At 63.8% G+C, this 19,254-nt stretch carries 19 protein-coding genes; 12 read left to right on the top strand and 7 right to left on the bottom strand.

Annotation, left to right across the window (positions count from 1 at the left end; all coding sequences use genetic code 11):
• The first annotated feature begins 15 nt into the window (after nt 1-15).
• From frr to fabZ, 8 genes are all read left to right on the top strand, one after another.
• Complete coding sequence (frr, locus tag ABIB66_RS20670) at nt 16-579, top strand: ribosome recycling factor (RefSeq protein WP_007603628.1); 564 nt, start codon at nt 16-18, stop codon at nt 577-579.
• A gap of 93 nt (nt 580-672) precedes the next feature.
• Nucleotides 673-1,431: an isoprenyl transferase gene (locus ABIB66_RS20665; RefSeq protein WP_275171272.1), complete on the top strand. Its 759-nt coding sequence runs from the start codon at nt 673-675 to the stop codon at nt 1,429-1,431.
• The gene (locus ABIB66_RS20660) at nt 1,428-2,270 is read left to right on the top strand and encodes a phosphatidate cytidylyltransferase (RefSeq protein WP_354209850.1); all 843 of its coding nucleotides are present in this window, start codon (nt 1,428-1,430) and stop codon (nt 2,268-2,270) included. Before ABIB66_RS20665 ends, ABIB66_RS20660 begins: the two co-directional genes overlap by 4 nt.
• A 4-nt stretch (nt 2,271-2,274) precedes the next feature.
• Entirely contained in the window at nt 2,275-3,498 is a 1,224-nt protein-coding gene (dxr, locus tag ABIB66_RS20655) for a 1-deoxy-D-xylulose-5-phosphate reductoisomerase (RefSeq protein ID WP_354209849.1), read from the top strand.
• Between the two features lie 44 nt (nt 3,499-3,542).
• Complete coding sequence (gene rseP / locus ABIB66_RS20650) at nt 3,543-4,694, top strand: RIP metalloprotease RseP (protein WP_275171269.1); 1,152 nt, start codon at nt 3,543-3,545, stop codon at nt 4,692-4,694.
• A gap of 186 nt (nt 4,695-4,880) precedes the next feature.
• The gene (gene bamA / locus ABIB66_RS20645) at nt 4,881-7,412 is read left to right on the top strand and encodes an outer membrane protein assembly factor BamA (RefSeq protein WP_354209848.1); all 2,532 of its coding nucleotides are present in this window, start codon (nt 4,881-4,883) and stop codon (nt 7,410-7,412) included.
• 125 nt (nt 7,413-7,537) lie between these two features.
• Nucleotides 7,538-8,605 (top strand): UDP-3-O-(3-hydroxymyristoyl)glucosamine N-acyltransferase, encoded by a 1,068-nt coding sequence (gene lpxD, locus ABIB66_RS20640; protein ID WP_354209847.1) that lies wholly within the window; start codon nt 7,538-7,540, stop codon nt 8,603-8,605.
• A gap of 41 nt (nt 8,606-8,646) precedes the next feature.
• The gene (fabZ, locus tag ABIB66_RS20635; RefSeq protein WP_051058562.1) at nt 8,647-9,063 is read left to right on the top strand and encodes a 3-hydroxyacyl-ACP dehydratase FabZ; all 417 of its coding nucleotides are present in this window, start codon (nt 8,647-8,649) and stop codon (nt 9,061-9,063) included.
• Nucleotides 9,064-9,069: 6 nt separating this feature from the next.
• On the opposite strand, the gene ABIB66_RS20630 is transcribed toward fabZ, so the two are convergent.
• Nucleotides 9,070-9,414 carry a KTSC domain-containing protein gene (locus tag ABIB66_RS20630; RefSeq protein ID WP_275171266.1) on the bottom strand — a complete coding sequence of 115 codons (345 nt, stop codon included), beginning with the start codon at nt 9,412-9,414 and terminating at the stop codon, nt 9,070-9,072.
• 175 nt (nt 9,415-9,589) lie between these two features.
• Here ABIB66_RS20630 and lpxA point away from each other — a divergent pair, with 175 nt between their 5' ends.
• The 4 genes from lpxA (at nt 9,590) to ABIB66_RS20610 (ending at nt 12,948) form a co-directional block, all read left to right on the top strand.
• Nucleotides 9,590-10,381, top strand: a complete 792-nt coding sequence (gene lpxA / locus ABIB66_RS20625) for an acyl-ACP--UDP-N-acetylglucosamine O-acyltransferase (protein WP_354255422.1) — start codon at nt 9,590-9,592, stop codon at nt 10,379-10,381.
• 7 nt (nt 10,382-10,388) lie between these two features.
• Entirely contained in the window at nt 10,389-11,261 is an 873-nt protein-coding gene (locus ABIB66_RS20620; RefSeq protein ID WP_473320130.1) for an LpxI family protein, read from the top strand.
• Complete coding sequence (gene lpxB, locus ABIB66_RS20615; protein ID WP_354209846.1) at nt 11,258-12,442, top strand: lipid-A-disaccharide synthase; 1,185 nt, start codon at nt 11,258-11,260, stop codon at nt 12,440-12,442. The genes ABIB66_RS20620 and lpxB overlap by 4 nt, the downstream gene beginning before the upstream one ends.
• A 116-nt stretch (nt 12,443-12,558) precedes the next feature.
• Nucleotides 12,559-12,948 carry a DUF7674 family protein gene (locus ABIB66_RS20610; RefSeq protein ID WP_354209845.1) on the top strand — a complete coding sequence of 130 codons (390 nt, stop codon included), beginning with the start codon at nt 12,559-12,561 and terminating at the stop codon, nt 12,946-12,948.
• A 108-nt stretch (nt 12,949-13,056) separates the two neighbouring features.
• On the opposite strand, the gene ABIB66_RS20605 is transcribed toward ABIB66_RS20610, so the two are convergent.
• Genes ABIB66_RS20605 through ABIB66_RS20580 form a run of 6 tightly spaced genes read right to left on the bottom strand, consistent with a single transcriptional unit; the run spans nt 13,057 to nt 19,233 of the window.
• Nucleotides 13,057-13,824 carry an SDR family NAD(P)-dependent oxidoreductase gene (locus tag ABIB66_RS20605; RefSeq protein WP_354209844.1) on the bottom strand — a complete coding sequence of 256 codons (768 nt, stop codon included), beginning with the start codon at nt 13,822-13,824 and terminating at the stop codon, nt 13,057-13,059.
• On the bottom strand, nt 13,821-14,930 hold the full coding sequence (locus ABIB66_RS20600) for an ABC transporter ATP-binding protein (protein ID WP_354209843.1): 1,110 nt from the start codon (nt 14,928-14,930) through the stop codon (nt 13,821-13,823). Before ABIB66_RS20600 ends, ABIB66_RS20605 begins: the two co-directional genes overlap by 4 nt.
• A gap of 10 nt (nt 14,931-14,940) precedes the next feature.
• Nucleotides 14,941-15,798, bottom strand: coding sequence for a carbohydrate ABC transporter permease (locus tag ABIB66_RS20595; protein WP_275171261.1), 858 nt, complete (start codon nt 15,796-15,798; stop codon nt 14,941-14,943).
• A complete protein-coding gene (locus ABIB66_RS20590; RefSeq protein WP_354209842.1) occupies nt 15,791-16,714 on the bottom strand; it encodes a carbohydrate ABC transporter permease in 924 nt (307 codons plus the stop codon). Before ABIB66_RS20590 ends, ABIB66_RS20595 begins: the two co-directional genes overlap by 8 nt.
• Entirely contained in the window at nt 16,711-17,997 is a 1,287-nt protein-coding gene (locus ABIB66_RS20585; protein WP_275171259.1) for an ABC transporter substrate-binding protein, read from the bottom strand. Before ABIB66_RS20585 ends, ABIB66_RS20590 begins: the two co-directional genes overlap by 4 nt.
• A gap of 57 nt (nt 17,998-18,054) precedes the next feature.
• Nucleotides 18,055-19,233 carry an ROK family transcriptional regulator gene (locus tag ABIB66_RS20580; RefSeq protein WP_354209960.1) on the bottom strand — a complete coding sequence of 393 codons (1,179 nt, stop codon included), beginning with the start codon at nt 19,231-19,233 and terminating at the stop codon, nt 18,055-18,057.
• Nucleotides 19,234-19,254 lie beyond the last annotated feature (21 nt).

Below are 19,254 nucleotides of genomic sequence, written 5' to 3'. Positions count from 1 at the left end.
TGAAGGAGAAACGTGATGGCCACGGATAATTTCGATCTCAACGAAGTGAAGCGCCGCATGCAGGGGGCGATCCAGTCGCTCAAGCACGAACTTGGCGGGCTGCGCACCGGTCGCGCCTCGGCCTCGATGCTCGATCCGGTGCAGGTCGACGCCTATGGCAGCCACATGCCGCTGAACCAGCTCGCCACCGTCAGCGTGCCGGAGCCGCGCCTGATTTCGGTGCAGGTCTGGGACAAGTCGATGGTCAAGGCAGTGGAGAAGGCGATCGTCGATTCCAATCTCGGCCTGTCGCCGGCGACTGAAGGCCAGGTGCTGCGCCTGCGCATCCCCGAGCTCAACGAGGAGCGTCGCAAGGAGCTCGTCAAGGTCGCGCACAAATACGCGGAAGCCGCCAAGGTCGCCGCGCGCCATGTTCGCCGCGACGGTCTCGACGTTCTCAAGAAGCTCGAGAAGAATCACGAGATGTCCGAGGACGATCAGAAGCGCCATGCCGACGAGGTGCAGAAGGCGACCGACGGCACGATCTCCGAGATCGACCAGTTGCTGGCCGCCAAGGAAAAAGAAATCCTCACCGTCTAAAGCGCGCCGGATCGCGCTTTAGGTTATTGTTCGCGCATGATCTTTTCGGAAAACCGCTTCGCATTCTTCCGGATCATGCTTTAAGGCAGCCTCATGTCCAACGCCGCCGCGCCCGCAACGGAAGGACCCGATCGGTCCGATGCGCCTGCGCATGTCGCCATCATCATGGATGGCAACGGGCGTTGGGCGGCCGCGCGCGGCTTGCCACGGGCGGAAGGCCATCGCCGCGGCGTGGAGGCCCTGCGCCGCGTGGTTCGCGCGTCGCATGAGCTTGGCATCCGCTATCTCACCATCTTCTCCTTCAGTTCGGAAAACTGGTCACGCCCGGCGAGCGAGATCGGCGATCTCTTTGGCCTGTTGCGCCGCTTCATCCGCAATGATCTGGCGAGCCTGCATCGCGACGGCGTCAGGGTGCGCATCATCGGCGAGCGGGACGGACTTGAGGGCGACATCTGCGCACTTCTCAACGAGGCGGAGGAACTGACGCGCGATAACACGCGGCTCACGCTCGTCGTCGCCTTCAATTACGGCTCGCGGCAGGAGATCGCGAAGGCGGCGCAGAAGCTCGCGCGCGAAGTCGCCGAGGGCCGGCGCAATCCTGATACGATCGACGCCGAGACACTGGGCGCTCATCTCGACGCGCCCGACATTCCCGATCCCGATCTCATCATCCGCACCAGTGGCGAGCAGCGTCTGTCCAACTTCCTGATGTGGCAGGCCGCCTATAGCGAGCTTGTCTTCGTGCCGATTCACTGGCCCGATTTCGACAAGGCGGCGCTGGAAGGCGCAATCGCCGAATTCGCCAGGCGCGAGCGCCGTTTCGGCGGCCTGGTCGCGAAAACCGCCTCGTGAGCGAACCCGACTCCGCACCGGCCGGCTCTCAGCCTGCCCCGAGCAATCTCGTGATGCGAATTCTCGCAGCGTTGGTGCTGGCGCCGCTCGCCATTGCGCTCGCTTATGCCGGCGGCTGGCTCTGGGCGCTGCTCGTCACCCTGGTGTCGATCGGACTGTTCGCGGAATGGCTGATGGTGGTGGGCGCAGGCTCGACCGCGTTGACCGGGGCGGGGACGATCGTCATCGCCACAATGGGCTTGTGCGTTGCCTTTGGCGCGCTGAAGACCGCAATCATCACCGGCCTCATTGGTGGCGCGGTCGTGACGGTGATCGCGCGGGGCAAGTTCGTCTGGGCGGCCTCCGGATTCGCCTATGCATCGGCGGCGCTACTCGCCTCGATCCTGCTGCGGAAGGATCTCGTGAACGGCTTCGCCGCGCTGATGTTCGTGCTGCTCGTGGTATGGGCGACCGATATCGGCGGCTATTTCGCTGGCCGCGGCATTGGCGGACCGAAGCTGTGGCCGCGCGTCAGCCCGAAGAAGACCTGGGCAGGAGCGCTCGGCGGCTTTGCCGCGAGCCTTTTGGTCGCGGCCGGCTTTGCCGCTTGCGGGATCGGAAAGTTGGCTCCATTGCTGCTCGTCGCCGCGGTCCTCTCGGTCGTGTCGGCCTGCGGCGATCTGTTCGAATCCGCGGTCAAGCGGCGCTTCGATGTCAAGGATTCCAGTCACTTAATTCCCGGCCACGGCGGGCTATTGGACCGTCTGGACGGTTTTGTCGCTGCCATCCTGGTGGCATGGATTATCGGCTTCCTCCGCCATGGTGTGCATAGCGCCGGAAGCGGTCTTATGGTTTGGTGAACATATGAGCGCGGTTCCATTGCGTAACAACAAGGCTGCGGCGTCGACCGTCCGCAGCGTCACGGTTCTCGGCGCCACCGGCTCGATCGGCGACAGCACGATGGATCTGCTGCGCGCCACTCCGGAGCGCTACCGTGTCGAGGCATTGACGGCGAACAGCAATGTCGAGGCGCTGGCAAAGCTCGCGAAAGAGTTTTCCGCGCGCTACGTCGCGATCGCCGACACCTCCAAGTTTGCCGAGCTCAAGGCTGCGCTCGCGGGCACCGCCACTGAATGCGGCGCCGGCGAAAGCGCGGTGATCGAGGCTGGCGCGCGTCCGGCCGAGTGGGTGATGGCCGCCGTGAGTGGCGCGGCCGGGCTGAAGCCGGCACTGGCCGCGGTCGATCGCGGCGCGCATGTCGCGCTCGCCAACAAGGAATGTCTCGTCTGCGCCGGCGATTTCTTCATGCAGCGCGCGGCGAAAGCGGGCGCCTGCATCCTGCCTGCGGATTCCGAGCACAATGCGCTGTTTCAGGCGCTTGGCTCTGGCAATCGCGACGAGCTCGTCCGTGTAATCATCACGGCCTCCGGCGGCCCGTTCCGGACCTGGAAGCCTGCCGACATCGAGCAGGCGACACTCGCGCAAGCCCTGAAGCATCCGAACTGGAGCATGGGCCAGAAGATCACGATCGATTCCGCCTCGATGATGAACAAGGGGCTTGAGGTGATCGAGGCTTCCTATCTGTTCGCTCTGAGTCCGGACGAGATCGACGTCCTCGTACATCCGCAGTCGATCGTCCACGGCATGGTCGAGTTCTCCGATCGCTCGGTCGTGGCCCAGCTCGGCTCACCCGACATGCGCACGCCGATCGCGCATTGCCTCGGCTGGCCCGACCGCATCAAGGGGCCGGCCGCCAAGCTGGATCTGGCCAAGATTGGCCAGTTGACCTTCGAGGCGCCGGATTTCGAGCGCTTCCCCGGGCTGCGCCTCGCCTTCGATTCGCTCCGGACCGGGAAGGGGGCGACCACGGTCTACAACGCCGCCAACGAGGTCGCGGTCGCCGCCTTCATCGCCGGCAAGATCCGGTTCGGGGCGATTGCCCGGCTGGTGGAGGCGACGCTGGACGACTGGATCCGCAGCGGGAACCAAGCCCCGCTGACGTCAGCGGACGATGCAATCGCCGTTGACCATGTTGCGCGAAATAGGGCTGCCGCCCTATTGCCTCAAATTGCCTTAAAGGCATCCTAGATGGTTCGGGGCCAGGGCCTTGCGGCGCTGGATGAGGGAATTCGATGATCGACTTTTTCGTCCATAGTTTCAATACGTTGAGCCATGGGCTCCTCGGCTACGCGGTTCCCTTCCTGTTCGTCCTGACCATCGTCGTGTTCTTCCATGAGCTCGGCCATTTTCTGGTCGCGCGCTGGGCGGGCGTTCGCGTGTTAACTTTTTCGCTCGGTTTCGGACCTGAGCTGGTCGGCTTCAACGACCGCCATGGCACCCGCTGGAAGATCTCGGCGATCCCGCTCGGCGGCTACGTCAAGTTCTTCGGCGATGAGAGCGAGGCTTCGACGCCATCGTCCGAGAAGCTTGCAGCCATGACGGCCGAGGAGCGCGCCGGCAGCTTCCATCACAAGAAGGTCGGCCCGCGCGCCGCCATCGTTGCCGCCGGACCGATCGCCAATTTCATCCTGGGCGCGCTGATCTTCGCCGGCATGGCGCTGTATTACGGCAAGCCAAGCACGATCGCACGCGTCGACGGTGTGGTCGCCGACGGCGCTGCGGCGGCAGCCGGCTTCAAGATTGGCGACGTCGTCGTCCAGATCGACGGCAAGCCGATCGAAAGCTTTGCCGATATGCAACGCATGGTTGCGATGAATGCCGGTTCGCCGCTTGCCTTCCAGGTCAAGAGGGACGGCACCATCGTGTCGCTGACCGCGACGCCGGCGCTGCTCGAGCGCAAGGATCCCTTCGGCAACAGCCATCGTCTCGGCGTGCTCGGCATCGAGCATAAGTCTCAGGCCGGCGAGGCCTCGACGTCGCCGGTCGGCGTCGGCGAAGCACTCAAGATCGGGGTTGAACAGGTCTGGTTCATCATCACCAGTACCTTCAAGTTCCTGGGCTCGTTGTTCGTCGGGAACGGCAATCCGAACGAGGTCAGCGGCGTGCTTGGCATTGCCAAGATGTCGGGGCAGGCCGCCAGCGCCGGGTTCCAGTTCGTGATCAACCTCTGCGCGGTTCTGTCGGTGTCGATCGGCCTGTTGAATCTGTTCCCGATCCCGCTGCTCGATGGCGGTCACCTTATGTTCTATGCGGCGGAGGTGGCGCGGGGGCGACCCCTGTCCGAGCGAACTCAGGAGATGGGGTTCCGAATCGGGCTCGGCTTGGTGCTGATGTTGATGGTGTTTGCCACCTATAACGACATCCTCCGGATGGCCTCGTCCTGATAGGGGCTTTTTTGTGGCGTTGCGGGGCGTTGCTCTTGGGCAACGTCTTGGAATGAAAATGAAATTACGGCGCGCTCGGCCGTTTGCGGCGTCGGTGAAATTGTCTACAAGCGGCTTGAACTTGGGGAATCTCCAGACCGGCTTTGGGGTTGGGTCTGGTACGGAATGATAAGGGCGCGTTGCGCAATGAAGTTTGGACTGCGACTCCGGGGGGGCTTGCTCGCAACCCTGATCATGTTCGGCGCGCCGGTGCTTGCCCCGGTTGGGGCTGCCTTTGTGTCTTCGTCTGCGCTTGCTCAGACCGTGCAGTCGATTTCCGTCGAGGGAAATCGCCGCGTCGAGGTGGAGACGATCCGCTCTTACTTCAAGCCGGGTCCCGGCGGTCGCTTGGATCAAGGCGCCATCGACGACGGCCTCAAGGCGTTGATCGAGACCGGCCTGTTCCAGGACGTCAGGATCAACCGCGGTGCCGGTGGCCAGATCGTCGTCTCCGTGGTGGAAAACCCGGTGATCGGCCGCATTGCGTTCGAGGGCAACAAGAAGATCAAGGACGAGCAGCTCACTGGTGAAGTCCAGTCCAAGGCGCGCGGCACCTTCTCGCGCGCCATGGTGCAGTCCGACACGCTGCGAATCGCCGAAATCTATCGCCGTTCCGGTCGCTACGACGTCCGCGTCACGCCTGAAATCATCGAGCAGCCGAACAACCGCGTCGATCTCGTCTTCACGGTCGAGGAGGGCGCCAAGACCGGCGTCAAGTCGATCGAGTTCGTCGGCAACAACGCGTTCTCGTCCTACCGCCTGCGCGACATCATCAAGACCCACGAGTCGAACCTGCTGAGCTTCCTCGCCAGCAGCGACATCTACGATCCCGATCGGGTCGAGGCCGACCGCGACCTGATCCGCCGCTTCTATCTCAAGAACGGTTTCGCCGACGTCCAGGTCGTAGCCGCGCTCACCGAATACGATCCGGAGAAGAAGGGCTTCAACGTTACCTTCAAGATCGAGGAAGGCTCGCAATACCGGGTCGGCTCGATCGACTTCCGCTCCAGCATTCCGAACTTCGATCCCACCTCGATGCGCAACTATTCGCGCGTCAATGTCGGCTCGCTCTATAACGTCGAATCGGTCGAGAAGTCGGTCGAGGAGATGCAGATCGAAGCCTCACGGCGCGGTTATGCCTTCGCCGTGGTCCGTCCCGGCGGCGACCGCAACTTCGAAGCGCACACCGTGTCGGTCGTATTCAACATCGACGAGGGTCCGCGCACCTATATCGAACGCATCAACCTTCGCGGCAACACCCGCACGCGCGACTACGTGATTCGTCGCGAGTTCGACGTCTCCGAGGGCGATGCCTACAACCGCGCGCTGGTCGACCGTGCCGAGCGTCGCTTGAAGAACCTCGACTATTTCAAGACCGTGAAGATCACGACGGAGCCCGGCTCGTCGAGCGACCGCGTGATCCTGCTCGTGGACATGGAAGAGAAATCGACCGGCGACTTCTCGGTCTCGGGTGGTTACTCCACCACCGACGGCGCGCTGGCCGAAGTCTCGGTCTCCGAGCGCAATTTGCTCGGCCGCGGCCTGTTCGCCAAGGCGGCGGTGACCTATGGTCAGTACGCCCGCGGCTATTCGCTGTCGTTCGTCGAACCCTATTTGCTCGACTACCGTGTCGCGCTGGGTCTCGACCTCTATCAGCGTGAGCAGAGGTCCAACAGCTACATCTCCTACGGCACCAAGACGCTCGGCTTCTCGCCGCGCCTCGGTTTCTCCCTGCGTGAAGATCTGTCGCTGCAGGTCCGCTACTCGATCTATCGGCAGGAAATCACGCTGCCGTCCACCTTGGCGAACTGTAATAACAATGTGGGCTCGGCGGCTTTTAACCCCAGCCCGGCCTTTGCCAACCTCAACGGCCTCGACCTGAGCTCGACCAATGGCCTGGGCTGCTACAGCGACGGTGAAGCCTCGCTGCCGGTGCGCAAGGAGCTTGCCAACGGCAAGACCCTGACCTCGGCGCTCGGTTACACGCTGACCTACAACACGCTCGACAACAACAAGAACCCCACCGACGGTCTGCTCGTCGACTTCCGTCAGGACTTCGCCGGCGTCGGCGGCGACGTCTCTTACCTGAAGTCGGTTGTCGACGCTAAGTACTACACTCCGCTGGTGTCCGACATCGTCGGCCTGGTCCGGTTGCAGGGCGGCATGCTGAACAAGATGGGCAGCGATCTGCGCATGCTCGATCACTTCCAGATGGGCCCGAACCTCGTCCGTGGCTTTGCCCCGAACGGCATCGGACCGCGCGATTTGAACCCCTTCGGTACGCAGGACGCACTTGGTGGCACCAAATATTGGGGTGCTTCGCTCGAACTGCAGATGCCGTTCTGGTTCCTGCCGAAGGAAGTGGGTCTGAAGGGCGCCGTGTACGCCGACGCCGGCGGGCTGTTCGACTATCAGGGCCCGACGACGTGGTCGGTGACCAACGAAGTGACCACGACCAGGAATTCGAGCTGCACGCCGTCGACCGTCAATCCAGCTTCGGCTGGAACCTGCACCGGCCTGGTCTATGACAACGGCAATGCCGTCCGGTCGTCGGTCGGCGTCGGCTTGATCTGGGCCTCGCCGTTCGGTCCGCTGCGCTTCGATTACGCCGTGCCGCTGACCAAGGGCAAGAACGACCGTACGCAGGAGTTCCGGTTCGGCGGCGGCACCTCGTTCTAATTCGAACAGCACGGCACGATCCGGACCACAGGAGCCGGTTTCCGAAAGGGATCGTGCCAATCCAGGAGATGAGGCATGATGCGGCTTGGCCGCTTCATGCCGAAGCCGGACCGCGACGGGGTGGAATGGCGCAGCCGACCTTCTTCACACAGCCGCCCGCCTCAGCGCTGGCTGACATAGCCACGCTGACCAAGGCGGAGTTGGTCGATCCCGCCAGGGGCGGCCACATCATCAGGGGTCTTGCTTCGCTCGACGAAGCCGGCCCGATGCACCTGACGTTCTTCGACAATCTCAAATATGCCGATGAGCTCAAGACGACCAAGGCCGGTGCTTGCCTGGTGAGCCCACGCTTCGAGGCCCGGGTGCCCGCGCATGTGGCCGTGCTGCGGGCGCCGCAGCCGTTCCGCTCCTTCGTCAGGATCGCGCGGGAGTGGCATGGCGACGCGCTCCGGCCGCAATCCTGGACCGATAACGAGGGCATCGCGCCGTCGGCCATCATCGATCCCACGGCGAGGCTCGAGGACGGCGTGATCGTCGATCCCCTGGCCGTGATCGGCCCTGACGTGGAGATCGGCAGCGGGACGGTGATCGGTGTGGGGGCCGTGATCGGCCCCGGCGTCAAGATCGGCCGGGACTGCAATGTCGGCGCACGCACCGCCATCCAGTGCGCGCTGATCGGCAACGACGTGCTGATCCACCCCGGCTGCTCGATCGGCCAGGACGGCTACGGCTTCATCTTCTTCGGCCCTGAGGGCCATCTAAAAGTGCCCCAGACCGGCCGCGTGCTGATTCAGAACAATGTGGAGGTCGGCGCCGGCACCACCATTGATCGAGGGTCCTTGCGCGACACCGTGATCGGGGAAGGCACCAAAATCGACAATCAGGTCCAGATCGGCCACAATGTCACCATTGGCCGGCACTGCCTGCTGGCAGCCCAGATCGGCCTTGCCGGCAGCCTGACCCTCGGCGACAACGTGGCGCTGGGTGCGAAGGTGGGCATCAACAATCACGTCAAGATCGGGGATGGAGCTCAGGTGACTGCCATGAGTGGCGTCAAGGACGACGTTCCTCCCAACGGACGCTGGGGTGGTTTTTTTGCCAAGCCGACCCGGCAGTGGTTCAAGGAAATTTTGGCGGTCGAGCGCTTGGCGCGCGACAGCAAGGCGGATCCGAAGCAGGAGGAACGGGAGTGACGGACGAAGCACCGGTCAGGTTCGAGCTTGTGGACATCAACATGATCCTGCAAACGCTCCCGCACCGTTTTCCGATGCTGCTGATCGATCGCGTGATCAACATCCGCACCGATTACAGCGGCATCGGCATCAAGAACGTCACCTTCAACGAACCGCCGTTCCAGGGCCACTTTCCCGATCGCCCGGTCTATCCCGGCGTCATGATGATCGAAGCGATGGCGCAGACTGCGGGTGTGATCGGCATCAAGTCGGTCGAGGGCACCGACAAGCCGCGCGCGGTCTACTTCCTGACCATCGACAAGTGCAAGTTCCGCAAGCCGGTGCTGCCCGGCGATACCATCGAATATCACATGCGCTCGATCGGCCGCCGCAAGGCCATGTGGTGGTTTCACGGCGACGCCAAGGTCAACGGCCAGGTGGTTGCGGAGGCCGACGTCGGCGCCATGCTGACCGACTGAGCGGGATCAACTTCTCTGGATACGCTCGCGTGCAGGACACGCGTACCGGACGCCGTTGACTTCGCGCTTGATGTTCTGGTTGAAGAACTGGCCCATGGACGGTGCGCCCAGCAGGCGCTCGACCGTGTCGATTGGCACGCCGCAATAGCGGTCATAAGCGCCGTCCACAGCCACGACGAGGGCCTGCTGCGCACGGTCGTAACAGACCCGCTGGAGCACCGTGCTGCGGCTGATGTCGCGGCATTCGAACGTCGCGAGGTCGATGGGGCGGTGTTCGCCGGTCTCAATCGTCTCGGACACGATCGGCGCGGTCACGAGCTGTGTGAGGAGAAGTGCCAGGGCCCTGACCACGATACCTGAAGCTCCGCATGAACTTGTTGATGAGCCGGGAAGGCTGCCTCATCCGGCACTTGAAACACGGAAAGATCATACGTCACTGGACAGATCGGGCATAGTCGCGCTAACCAGCGGAAAACCGAGCGACTTCAACACCTAATCAGACCTTCTTGATGAGTCAGATTGCTTGATGAGTAAGATTGATCCCACCGCACGGATCGCGGACGGCGCCGTGATCGGCGAGGGCACCGAGATCGGCCCCTTCTGCAACATCGGTGCGCATGTCGTGATCGGCAGTAACTGCAAGCTGATCGGACATGTGCATATCACCGCGCAGACCACGATCGGTGACGATTGCACCATCTATCCGTTCGCCTCGCTCGGCACGCCGCCGCAATCGCTCAGCTATCGTGGCGAATTGACGAAGCTCAAGATCGGTTCGGGCTGCACCATCCGCGAATCCGTGACCATGAACGCCGGCACGGTCGCAGGCGGCGGTATCACAGAGGTCGGCGACCGCAACTATTTCATGAATTGCAGCCATGTCGGCCATGACTGCCATGTCGGCAACGACGTGATCTTCGCGACCTCGGCCACGCTCGGCGGTCACTGCGAGATCGGTGATTTCGTCTTTATCGGCGGCTTGTCCGCGGTGCACCAGTTCACCCGCATCGGCCCGCAAGTTATGGTCGGCGGCGTATGTGGCGTGCGCGACGACGTCATTCCGTTCGGCCTCGTCAACGGCCAGTACGCCGTGCTCGAAGGCCTCAACCTGATCGGCATGAAGCGGCGCAAGTTCACCAAGCAGCGGCTTGCGACCGTGCGCGCGTTCTATCAGAAACTCTTCCATGGCCCCGCTACCTTTGCCGAACGCCTGGAGGCGGCGCGGCCGCTCGCCGGTGAAGATCCGGCCATCGGCGAAATCCTCGACTTCATCGGCAAGGGCAAGCGCCCGCTCTGTCTTCCCGCCGTCGCGAAGTGATGATGGGATGGCCGCGGGTATGACATCGGCGGCGGCTTCGGAGATTTCATCGCCGGTCGGCGTGGTCGCCGGCGGCGGCGCGATGCCGTTCGCGGTTGCCGAATCGCTCGCCGCTCGCGGCATCACGCCGGTGTTGTTTCCCCTTCGGGGGGCCTGCGATCCGGCGCGGGTGGAAAAATTCCGCCATCGCTGGATCTCGGTCGGCCAGCTCGGCCGTGCCATGCGGCTGTTTCGCGAGGAGGGCTGCCGCGACCTGATCTTCATCGGCACGCTGGTACGGCCTTCGCTCTCGGAGGTTCGGGTCGACTTCACGACGCTCCGGCTGCTCGGCAATGTCATTCGCGCCTTCCGCGGCGGCGATGATCATTTGTTGTCCGGCGTCGGGCGCATTCTCGAGCAGGGCGGGTTTCGCATGGTCGGCATTAAGGACGTCGCGCCCGACCTCTTGATGCCTGAGGGCTGCATCAGCCGCGCCTGGCCGAGCGACACCGGCAAGACCGACATCGAACGTGGACGCGCGGTGCTGACCGCGCTCGGTCCGTTCGACATCGGCCAGGCTGCGGTCGTGATCGATGGCCATGTTGTGGCGGTCGAGGATATCGAGGGCACCGATGCGCTGCTCGCGCGCGTGGCACGGCTGCGCGAAGAGGGCCGCATCCGCGCCGCCACCGGGCGGGGCGTGCTGGTGAAGGTCCCGAAGAGCGGGCAGGATCTGCGCTTCGACCTGCCGACGATCGGCCCGCGCACCCTCGAGGGCGTCGCCGCCGCGGGGCTGGCCGGGATCGCCGTCGTTGCCGGCAATACCATCGCCGCCGAGCCGCAGGCGATGATCGCGCTCGCCGACGCCAAATATCTCTTCGTCATCGGCCTGCCGGCGTGATGCAAGGCCGCGATCCCAAGCGCAAGATCTTCCTGATCGCCACGGAGGAATCCGGCGACCGGCTCGGCAGCGCCTTGATGAAGGTGCTGCGCCAGCGCCTCGGCGACGGCGTGCAGTTCGTGGGCGTCGGCGGCCACACCATGGCGCGCCAGGGGCTCGAGACGCTGTTTCCGATCGAGCAGCTCTCGATCGTGGGCTTCGCCGCGGTGGTGCAGCAATTGCCGAAGATCCTGCGGCTGATCCGCGAGACCGCGGAGGCCGTGACCGAAGCCGCGCCGGACGCGCTCGTCATCATCGACAGCCCCGACTTCACCCACCGTGTCGCCCGCCGCGTGCGGGCGCGCAATCCGGCGATCCCGATCGTCGACTACGTCTCGCCGCAGCTCTGGGCCTGGCGGCCGGGACGGGCGCGGACCATGCTCGGCTATGTCGACCATGTGCTCGGCCTGTTGCCGTTCGAGCCGGAGGAATATCGCAAGCTCGGCGGGCCGCCATGCAGCTATGTCGGCCATCCCCTGATCGAGCAATTGTCCTCGCTGCGGCCGAACGCGGAGGAGCAGGCGCGCCGCGACGGCGAGCCGCCGGTCTTGCTGGTGCTGCCCGGCAGCCGCCGCAGCGAGATCAGGCACCATCTCGAGGTGTTCGGCGCGACGCTCGGCCGATTGCGGACGGACGGCCGCGCGTTCCAACTGATGCTGCCAACCATGCCGCATCTCGAAGCCACCATTCGTGAAGGCATCGCGAACTGGCCGGTCAAGCCTCAAATTGTGGTCGGCGAGAATGAGAAGCGCGCCGCCTTCCGCATCGCGCGCGCGGCATTGGCAAAATCCGGCACGGTGACGCTGGAGCTCGCGCTATCGGGCATTCCGATGGTGACGGCCTATCGCGTCGGCGCGATCGAAGCCTTCATCCTGCGCCGCGCGATCCGCGTCTCCTCGGTGATCCTCGCCAATCTCGTGATCGGCAAGGATGTCATCCCGGAGTTCCTGCAGGAAGACTGCACGCCGGAGAACCTGGCGCCCGGGCTCTCGCAGCTTCTGACCGATTCACCGTTGCGCCGACAGCAGGTGGAAGCGTTCGCCCAGCTCGATACGATCATGTCGACCGGCAACAAGTCGCCGAGCGTGCTCGCAGCCGACATCGTGCTGGCGACCATGCGCAAGGGCAGGCGGGCTAGCTAGGACGTGTACTCACAAGCGTCGGCTTGCCAGCGCAAAGCGGAAGCCTCCTAACCTTGGGCGTGATCGGCGGTTTGTGACCCATTGCCGACGTGATCCGCGTCCGACATATTGATCGCATGCCTAGGAATGAGAGCTACCTTGAAAGAATCGCTGATCTTGCACCTCAATTGAGAGAGGCGCTCGCTAAGCTAAATGCCGAATGGTCGCCGGAAGTTGTGCCCATAACCCTCGCGGGTACCGGATTGGCAGAGGCTCTTGTTGAGCATTTCAATCGACTGCCAAAAAGCACAATACAATCCGTTTTTGAACTCTGCGAAAAAGCGCTCGAAGACGGCTCTGCTCAAGAACGTGCCGCTTTGGCAACCGGCTTTCTTGAATCACTACAGCACGCAGATGGCACGAAAGAATTCGATTTTAGGTCGGTAGCAAACTTGCTGGGGCCGAAGTCCAGAGAGCATTGCTCAGCCATGGATAGGTTTTGGAAAGTCACGTCGCGCGGATTGTAGAGGACCGCTTCTGGCCCAACTCGGACCAAGGGTGAGGTACGCCAACGCGACTGCTATCGGATGCGGAGCGGACCTCTACGAAGCAGCTCGGGTTTGTGAGTACACGCTTTAGCCGAGACCAGCGTCGACCTGAAAACACTGCCGCGTGATGCGCTGGCTCTCATCGGAAGCGAGGAATAGCGCCATGTTGGCGATGTCGTCGGGCGTCACCGCGTCGGGAATGGCCTGACGCGTGCGGAGTTCGGTGATCACCTGGTCGTCCGGATACCACAGCCGGCGCTGACGCTCCGTGATCACCATCCCCGGCGCTATCGCGTTGACGCGGATGCGGTCGGGCCCGAGCGACCGGGCCAGGGAGTTGGTGAAGCCGACGATCGCGGCCTTCGCCGCGGCGTAGACCGGCAGCCCCGGCGCGCCGCGCATCCAGGCAATCGACGACATGTTGATGATCGAACCGCCGCCGCGCGCCTGCATCTGGGGCACCACCGCTTGCGCGGCAAAGAAGACATGCTTGAGGTTGACGCCGATCATCCAGTCGAACTCGGCCGGGGTCACCTCGGCTAGCACCTGGCGTTGATCATTGGCGGCGTTGTTGACGAGAACCGCGGCGTCGCCCAACGATCCGTGGGCCTGTGCCATGCCGCCGCGCAAGGCGTCGATGTCGAGGAGGTCGCACGGCACGAACAAGGGTACGGTCCCGGACGCAGCTTTCACCTCCGCGACCAGCGCCCGGCCGGCTGCTTCATCGAGATCCAGGAACGCGACGCGCGCCCCTTGCGCCGCGAACGCCCGCACGAAGGCGGCACCGATGCCGCTGGCACCACCGGTGATCAACACCACGCGGTCGTTGAGACCGGCATAGCTCGTTCTTGTCATGCGATCAGTCGCTCCGTCTCGGGGTCGAACAGGCAGATGCGGCGCGTGTCGAGCGCGAACGGGGCGGCGGCGCCCGGTGTGGGGCGGATGTCCGGCGTGATGCGCGCCAGCGCGGGCTCGCCGCCAAGCCGCAGCAGCACGATCGTTTCGGCCCCCGTCGGTTCGACCATCTCCACCGGCGCGTTGACGACGACGGGCGGATCGGCGGAGAACACGCGGCTGCCCTCGGCGATGCATTCCGGCCTGATCCCGACCACCACGTCACGGCCGACAAAGGGGGCCGCCGCGTCGTATTGGCCAAGACGGAGGCGGACCTCGTCCGGCCGTCCCGCGCCGATCACGACCACCGGCCCGCCGGCGTCTGCCTCGAGCCGTGCCGGCATGGTGTTCATCGGCGGCGAGCCCATGAAACGGGCCACGAACAGATTGGCGGGATAGCGATACACAGTATCAGGGTCGGCAAACTGCTGCACCACGCCCCGATGCATCACGGCGATGCGCGTCGCCATCGTCATCGCCTCGATCTGATCGTGAGTGACATAGACGATGGTGGCGCCGATGCGCTGGTGCAGCCGCTTGATCTCCATCCGCATCTCGACGCGCAGCTTGGCGTCGAGATTGGACAGCGGCTCGTCGAACAGGAAGAGCAGGGGATCGCGCACCAGCGCCCGGCCCATCGCCACACGCTGGCGCTGGCCACCGGAGAGCTGCGACGGCTTGCGGCCGAGCAGCGGCTCGATCTGGAGCAGCCTGGCCACATTCGCCAGCGCCTTCTCCTGCTCCGCCTTTGGTACGTGGCGGCATTCCATGCCGAAGGTGATGTTCTGGCGCACCGTCATCGACGGATAGAGCGCGTAGGACTGGAACACCATCGCGATGTCGCGGTCCTTTGGCGGAACGTCGTTGACGATACGTCCGCCGATTTCCACGGTGCCTGCGCTCGGGAGGTCGAGCCCGGCGATGATGTTGAGCAGCGTGGACTTGCCGCAGCCGGATGGGCCGACGAGCACGGTGAATTCACCGCTCTCGATGTCGAGATCGATGCCCTTGAGCACCTCCAGATTGGCGTAGCGCTTGGACAGGGAGCGAATGCTTAGGGCTGCCATGACAATCCGATCATTTCACGGCGCCGGCGGTGAGGCCGCGCACGAAATACTTGCCGCCGATCAGATAGATCAGCAGGGTTGGCAGCGCGGCGATCATCACCGCCGCGCTTTGCACGCCATGCTGCGGGATGTCGGCGACCGCGGCGGATAGCGCGATCAGCGCGGCGGTGACCGGCTGCTGCTGACCGGTCGTGAATGTCACGCCGTAGAGAAACTCGTTCCAGATATGCGTGAACTGCCAGATCACGGTGACGACCAGAATAGGCGGCGAGAGCGGCAGGATGATGCGCCAGAAAATACGAAAGAACCCTGCGCCATCGATGCGTGCAGCTCTTATCAAATCCTGCGGGATGGCAGTGTAGTAGTTTCGGCAGAACAAGGTGGTAAAGGACAGCCCCTGGATCGTGTGGATCACGACCAGACCAGTTAACGTGTTCATCAGGCCCGTATCGCGCAACACGATGGTCCAGGGCAGCAAGCGCATCTGCTGGGGAAGGAAGAGGCCAAGGGTCACAATGCCGTAGATCCAGCTATCGCCGCGAAAACGCCAGAGCGACACGGCGTAACCGGCGACAGCACCCAGCAGGGTCGAAAAAATCGTCGCGGGAATCGTGACGAGCGCGGAGTTCAGCATGTACGGCCGGATGCCGGCACAGGTCTCGGCAACGCAGAAGCCGCTCCAGGCCGCGGCGTAGTTGCTCCATGCCCATTGCTTCGGCCAGCCGATCATCGAGGCCTGCGCGATCTCCTCGTTGGTGCGCAGCGAGTTCAGCACGACAACAGCCAATGGCGCGAGCCATGCTGCAGCGATCAGCGAGACGACGAGATAGATCAGAATCCGGCTTGGCGCGATGGTTCGCTCACGCATGGATCGCCCGCCGCCGCTGGACGTAACGCCACGCTGCATAGGGCAGCAAAACCGCGAGAAGAATGAGCAACATGAGCACTGCCGCCGCCGCTCCCCGTCCGAGCAGGCTGCGCTGGAACATCAGGTCGTAGACGACAAGAGCCGGCAGCTGGGTGGCGATTCCGGGGCCGCCGTTGGTGAGCGCGCGGACGAGATCGAAGGTCGAAATCGCGAACTGCAGCTGGATGACGATCACGGTGATGGTGATCGGCCAAAGGGTCGGCAGGATGACGCGCCGGTACATTCGGATCGGTCCGGCGCCGTCGATCTGCGCGGCCTTGATCAGGTCGGCGTCGACGGAGCGGAGGCCGGCGAGGAACAGCGCCATGGCGAAACCGGAGGATTGCCAGATCGCGGCGATGACGATGGTCCAAATGGCCATGTCGCGGTCGATCAGCCAGTCGAACCTGAAGGTGGTCCAGCCAAGGTCGCGGACCAGCTTCTGGATCCCGAGGCCCGGATTGAGCAACCAACTCCAGACCGTGCCGGTGACCACGAATGACACCGCCAGAGGATAAAGGAAGATGGACCGCAGCAGGTTCTCGCCGCGGATGCGCTGATCGAGCAGGATCGCAAGGATGAGGCCGGTCGCCAGACTTAGCAACACGAAGGCGCTGCCAAACAGCAGCAGATTGTCCAAAGCAATCTGCCAGTTCCGTGATGCGGCAACCGCAGAATAGTTGCGCAAACCGACCCAGCCCGAGACCGGGACCAGAGTGGACGGTGTGAACGATATCCAGATCGTCCACAGCGTAAACGCAATGAGGTGTGCGGCGGACAACAGCAGCGGCACCCAAATCGTCAGATATTCGGGCAGCCGGCGTACCCAGTCAGAGGCAGCCGGCCGGCCCGGTGTTGTCGAGACGGCGATCGTCAACGTGAGCTCTCGACGGCCTCGGCGAGGCGTACGGCCGCTTGCTCCGGCTTGATCGTCTTGTTCTTCACGTACTCCGTGATCACATCGATCATCGCTGCAGTCATGCCGTTTTCCTGCGCCATGTTGTGCGCGAGACTGAGGACGGCCTGATTGCTGGCGATCGCGTCTTTGAGGGCTGCTGCGGTCCGCCGTTGACCGTCCGACCAGCCTTCGCCCGACAGATCGACATCGGTGCGCACGGGGATCGATCCCGTGATCTGCGAATACATGGTCTGGATCGCTGGATCCATGACGAGCTGGGCCATCAGCGTCTGGCCGGCTTGCAGGTCGGGCTCCTTGCGCTGCCAGAATATGAAGGCATCGGCATTCAACAGGAAGACCGGCTTGCCATTGTCGCTCGGGCCCGGGGCGATGATGAAGTCCTCGAACTTGAAACCGGCGTTGCGCAATACGCCCTGCGCCCACCCGCCCATGATCATCATGCCCATGTCGCCGTCGACGAAGCGCTTCAGGTTGGTCGAAAAGTGCTGGGCGCCGACGTTGGGGTCCATCCAGTCGGCAATCTTGCGCACCTGTACGAAGGCCGCCTTTATCTCGGGGCCTTCCAGGGCCTTCTTGTCGAGATTCATGAGGGCTGCGCGGTATGCAGTGGGACTGATGCCTGCCAAAGCGGCCTCGAATTTCTGGCCGTCGTCCGGGCGGGTGCCACCGTTGGCGATGGGATAGGGAACTCCGCCTGCTTTCATCTTCTCGGCAAGGTCGTTGAACTCAGCCCATGTGACGGGGATCTTGTCGGCCTTGGCCTTGTCCATTGCGCGTTTGGAGAGAAACAGCATGTTGGTGCTGTAGATCTGCAACGGCAGCGCAATCCACTTGCCCCCCGGCTTGTGCAATTTTGCAAGGTCCGGAGCGATAACCTTTTCGTAGCCGGCGGCAGCGACGACGGCATCGAGATCGACGGTTGGGGCAATCTTCGACCAGGCCGCAATCTCGGGACCTTTGAGCTGCGAGCAGGCCGGTGGATCGCCGGCCATGATCTGGGCACGCAGCTTGTTCATCATCTCGGTGGTGAAGCCGGGGACGGGCGAGTGCTGCCAAACCCCGCCTTTCTCTTCGAATTTCTTGCCGAGCGCTGTGATGGCAGCCCCATCGCTGCCTGCGGACCATTGCGAGATCGCAGTCAGACGCGGCTTGATCGCGCCTTGCGCGCGGGCGAACGCCGGCAGCGCGAGCGCGGCGGCAGATCCGGCGAGCAGTTGGCGCCTTGTTGTCGTGATCGGCATGGCAAGTTCCTCCCGGTGTGAACTCTTTCGCGCGAGAGCCGCGCGGCATCAGGTATCTCAGGCGGCCTCGATCGATGCGGCCGGCATGCCGCCGCGGCAAGCGAGGCAGAAAGCCGCGAATGCCAGCGCCGCCCGCGGATCGTTGCCATTCGACGGCGGCACGAAAGCGAGCGACACTTGCGCGTGCTTGCGGCCGCCCAGCAGGCAGGCGTCGATCCCCGCGACGAGCGCGTTGCGATCGTCCTCGGCGAGAAGCGACGGCCAGCCGCTGATCGCGACGCCCTTGCAGGGCTTTACGTTCAGCGTGTTGCCGATCGCAAGGCCAAGCCGGAACAGCCGCTGGCGCAATTCCTGCCGCACCCGCGACGAGAGCGGCATCGCGGTCACCCATTCGCTGCCGGGTTGAAGCAACTCCGCTTCCGCGACGCCCAGAAGCTCGGCCAAGGCCGGAAGCGACGTATAGGCTTCGACGCAACCATGATGGCCACAGCGGCAAATTGGTCCGTCGGCTTCGAACACCATGTGGCCGAGCTCGACCGGCTGGAGGGCATCGTCCTCGATCGGATCATCCATCCAGGTGCCCGCGACGCCCTGACCGACGAAGACGAAGAGATGCGCGCCGCTGAATGGATAATTCTCCGTGCGGCAACGGTGAAAAATGGCGTGCGCGACGACCGAATTGGTGAACTCGACCGGCACGCCGGCAAAGTTCTCGCCGAACATATCGCTGATCCGCCCGACGTCGCAGGGAATGATCGGATTGCCTGACGCGCCCAGCCGGCCAAGACCCGGAATGGAGACGCCGATCTGCGCGAGGGAGATGCGCCGGCGCCGCGTCCAGTCGCGCAGCAATGTCATCGCCTCGCGAAACGCCCGGCCGACGGTCGCGACGGTTGGCGTCTTCGGCAGGGGCACATGCCCGGTGTCGTGCAATTCACCCGACAGGCCCCCGACGCCGACGCTGAGCCGCTGAGTATTGAGTTCGAAGGCCGCGAGCGCCACCGCCCCATCGAGCGACACGAGGCCGGTCGGGCCGCCGACATAAGGGGCAGGGCGCCGCACTTCCTCGATCAGGCCTTCGGCCTTCAGGTCGAACAGGATGCGCGACAGGCTCGCTTCCGACAGGCGCACGGCCTTGGCCAGCGGCGGCCGAAACGACCCGCCTGACTGAAGCAGATGAGTCAAAATGGCAGCACGCGTCTGCCGCCGACTTCTCGGCTGCTCCGGCATTTCCATCCCTGTCGTCATTCTTACTTA

The organism is Bradyrhizobium sp. F1.13.3, from assembly GCF_040548265.1.
GTDB lineage: Bacteria > Pseudomonadota > Alphaproteobacteria > Rhizobiales > Xanthobacteraceae > Bradyrhizobium.
Note: the sequence above shows the minus strand (reverse complement) of the source record. Positions and strands in the feature narration are given on the sequence as shown.

Coding starts and splice junctions, on each gene's coding strand:
- frr (WP_007603628.1), top strand. CDS start 16: ATGGCCACGGATAATTTCGATCTCAACGAAGTGAAGCGCCGCATGCAG.
- ABIB66_RS20665 (WP_275171272.1), top strand. CDS start 673: ATGTCCAACGCCGCCGCGCCCGCAACGGAAGGACCCGATCGGTCCGAT.
- dxr (WP_354209849.1), top strand. CDS start 2,275: ATGAGCGCGGTTCCATTGCGTAACAACAAGGCTGCGGCGTCGACCGTC.
- rseP (WP_275171269.1), top strand. CDS start 3,543: ATGATCGACTTTTTCGTCCATAGTTTCAATACGTTGAGCCATGGGCTC.
- bamA (WP_354209848.1), top strand. CDS start 4,881: ATGAAGTTTGGACTGCGACTCCGGGGGGGCTTGCTCGCAACCCTGATC.
- lpxD (WP_354209847.1), top strand. CDS start 7,538: ATGGCGCAGCCGACCTTCTTCACACAGCCGCCCGCCTCAGCGCTGGCT.
- fabZ (WP_051058562.1), top strand. CDS start 8,647: ATGATCCTGCAAACGCTCCCGCACCGTTTTCCGATGCTGCTGATCGAT.
- lpxA (WP_354255422.1), top strand. CDS start 9,590: ATGAGTAAGATTGATCCCACCGCACGGATCGCGGACGGCGCCGTGATC.
- ABIB66_RS20620 (WP_473320130.1), top strand. CDS start 10,389: ATGGCCGCGGGTATGACATCGGCGGCGGCTTCGGAGATTTCATCGCCG.
- ABIB66_RS20610 (WP_354209845.1), top strand. CDS start 12,559: ATGCCTAGGAATGAGAGCTACCTTGAAAGAATCGCTGATCTTGCACCT.
- ABIB66_RS20605 (WP_354209844.1), bottom strand. CDS start 13,824: ATGACAAGAACGAGCTATGCCGGTCTCAACGACCGCGTGGTGTTGATC.
- ABIB66_RS20600 (WP_354209843.1), bottom strand. CDS start 14,930: ATGGCAGCCCTAAGCATTCGCTCCCTGTCCAAGCGCTACGCCAATCTG.
- ABIB66_RS20595 (WP_275171261.1), bottom strand. CDS start 15,798: ATGCGTGAGCGAACCATCGCGCCAAGCCGGATTCTGATCTATCTCGTC.
- ABIB66_RS20585 (WP_275171259.1), bottom strand. CDS start 17,997: ATGCCGATCACGACAACAAGGCGCCAACTGCTCGCCGGATCTGCCGCC.
- ABIB66_RS20580 (WP_354209960.1), bottom strand. CDS start 19,233: ATGGAAATGCCGGAGCAGCCGAGAAGTCGGCGGCAGACGCGTGCTGCC.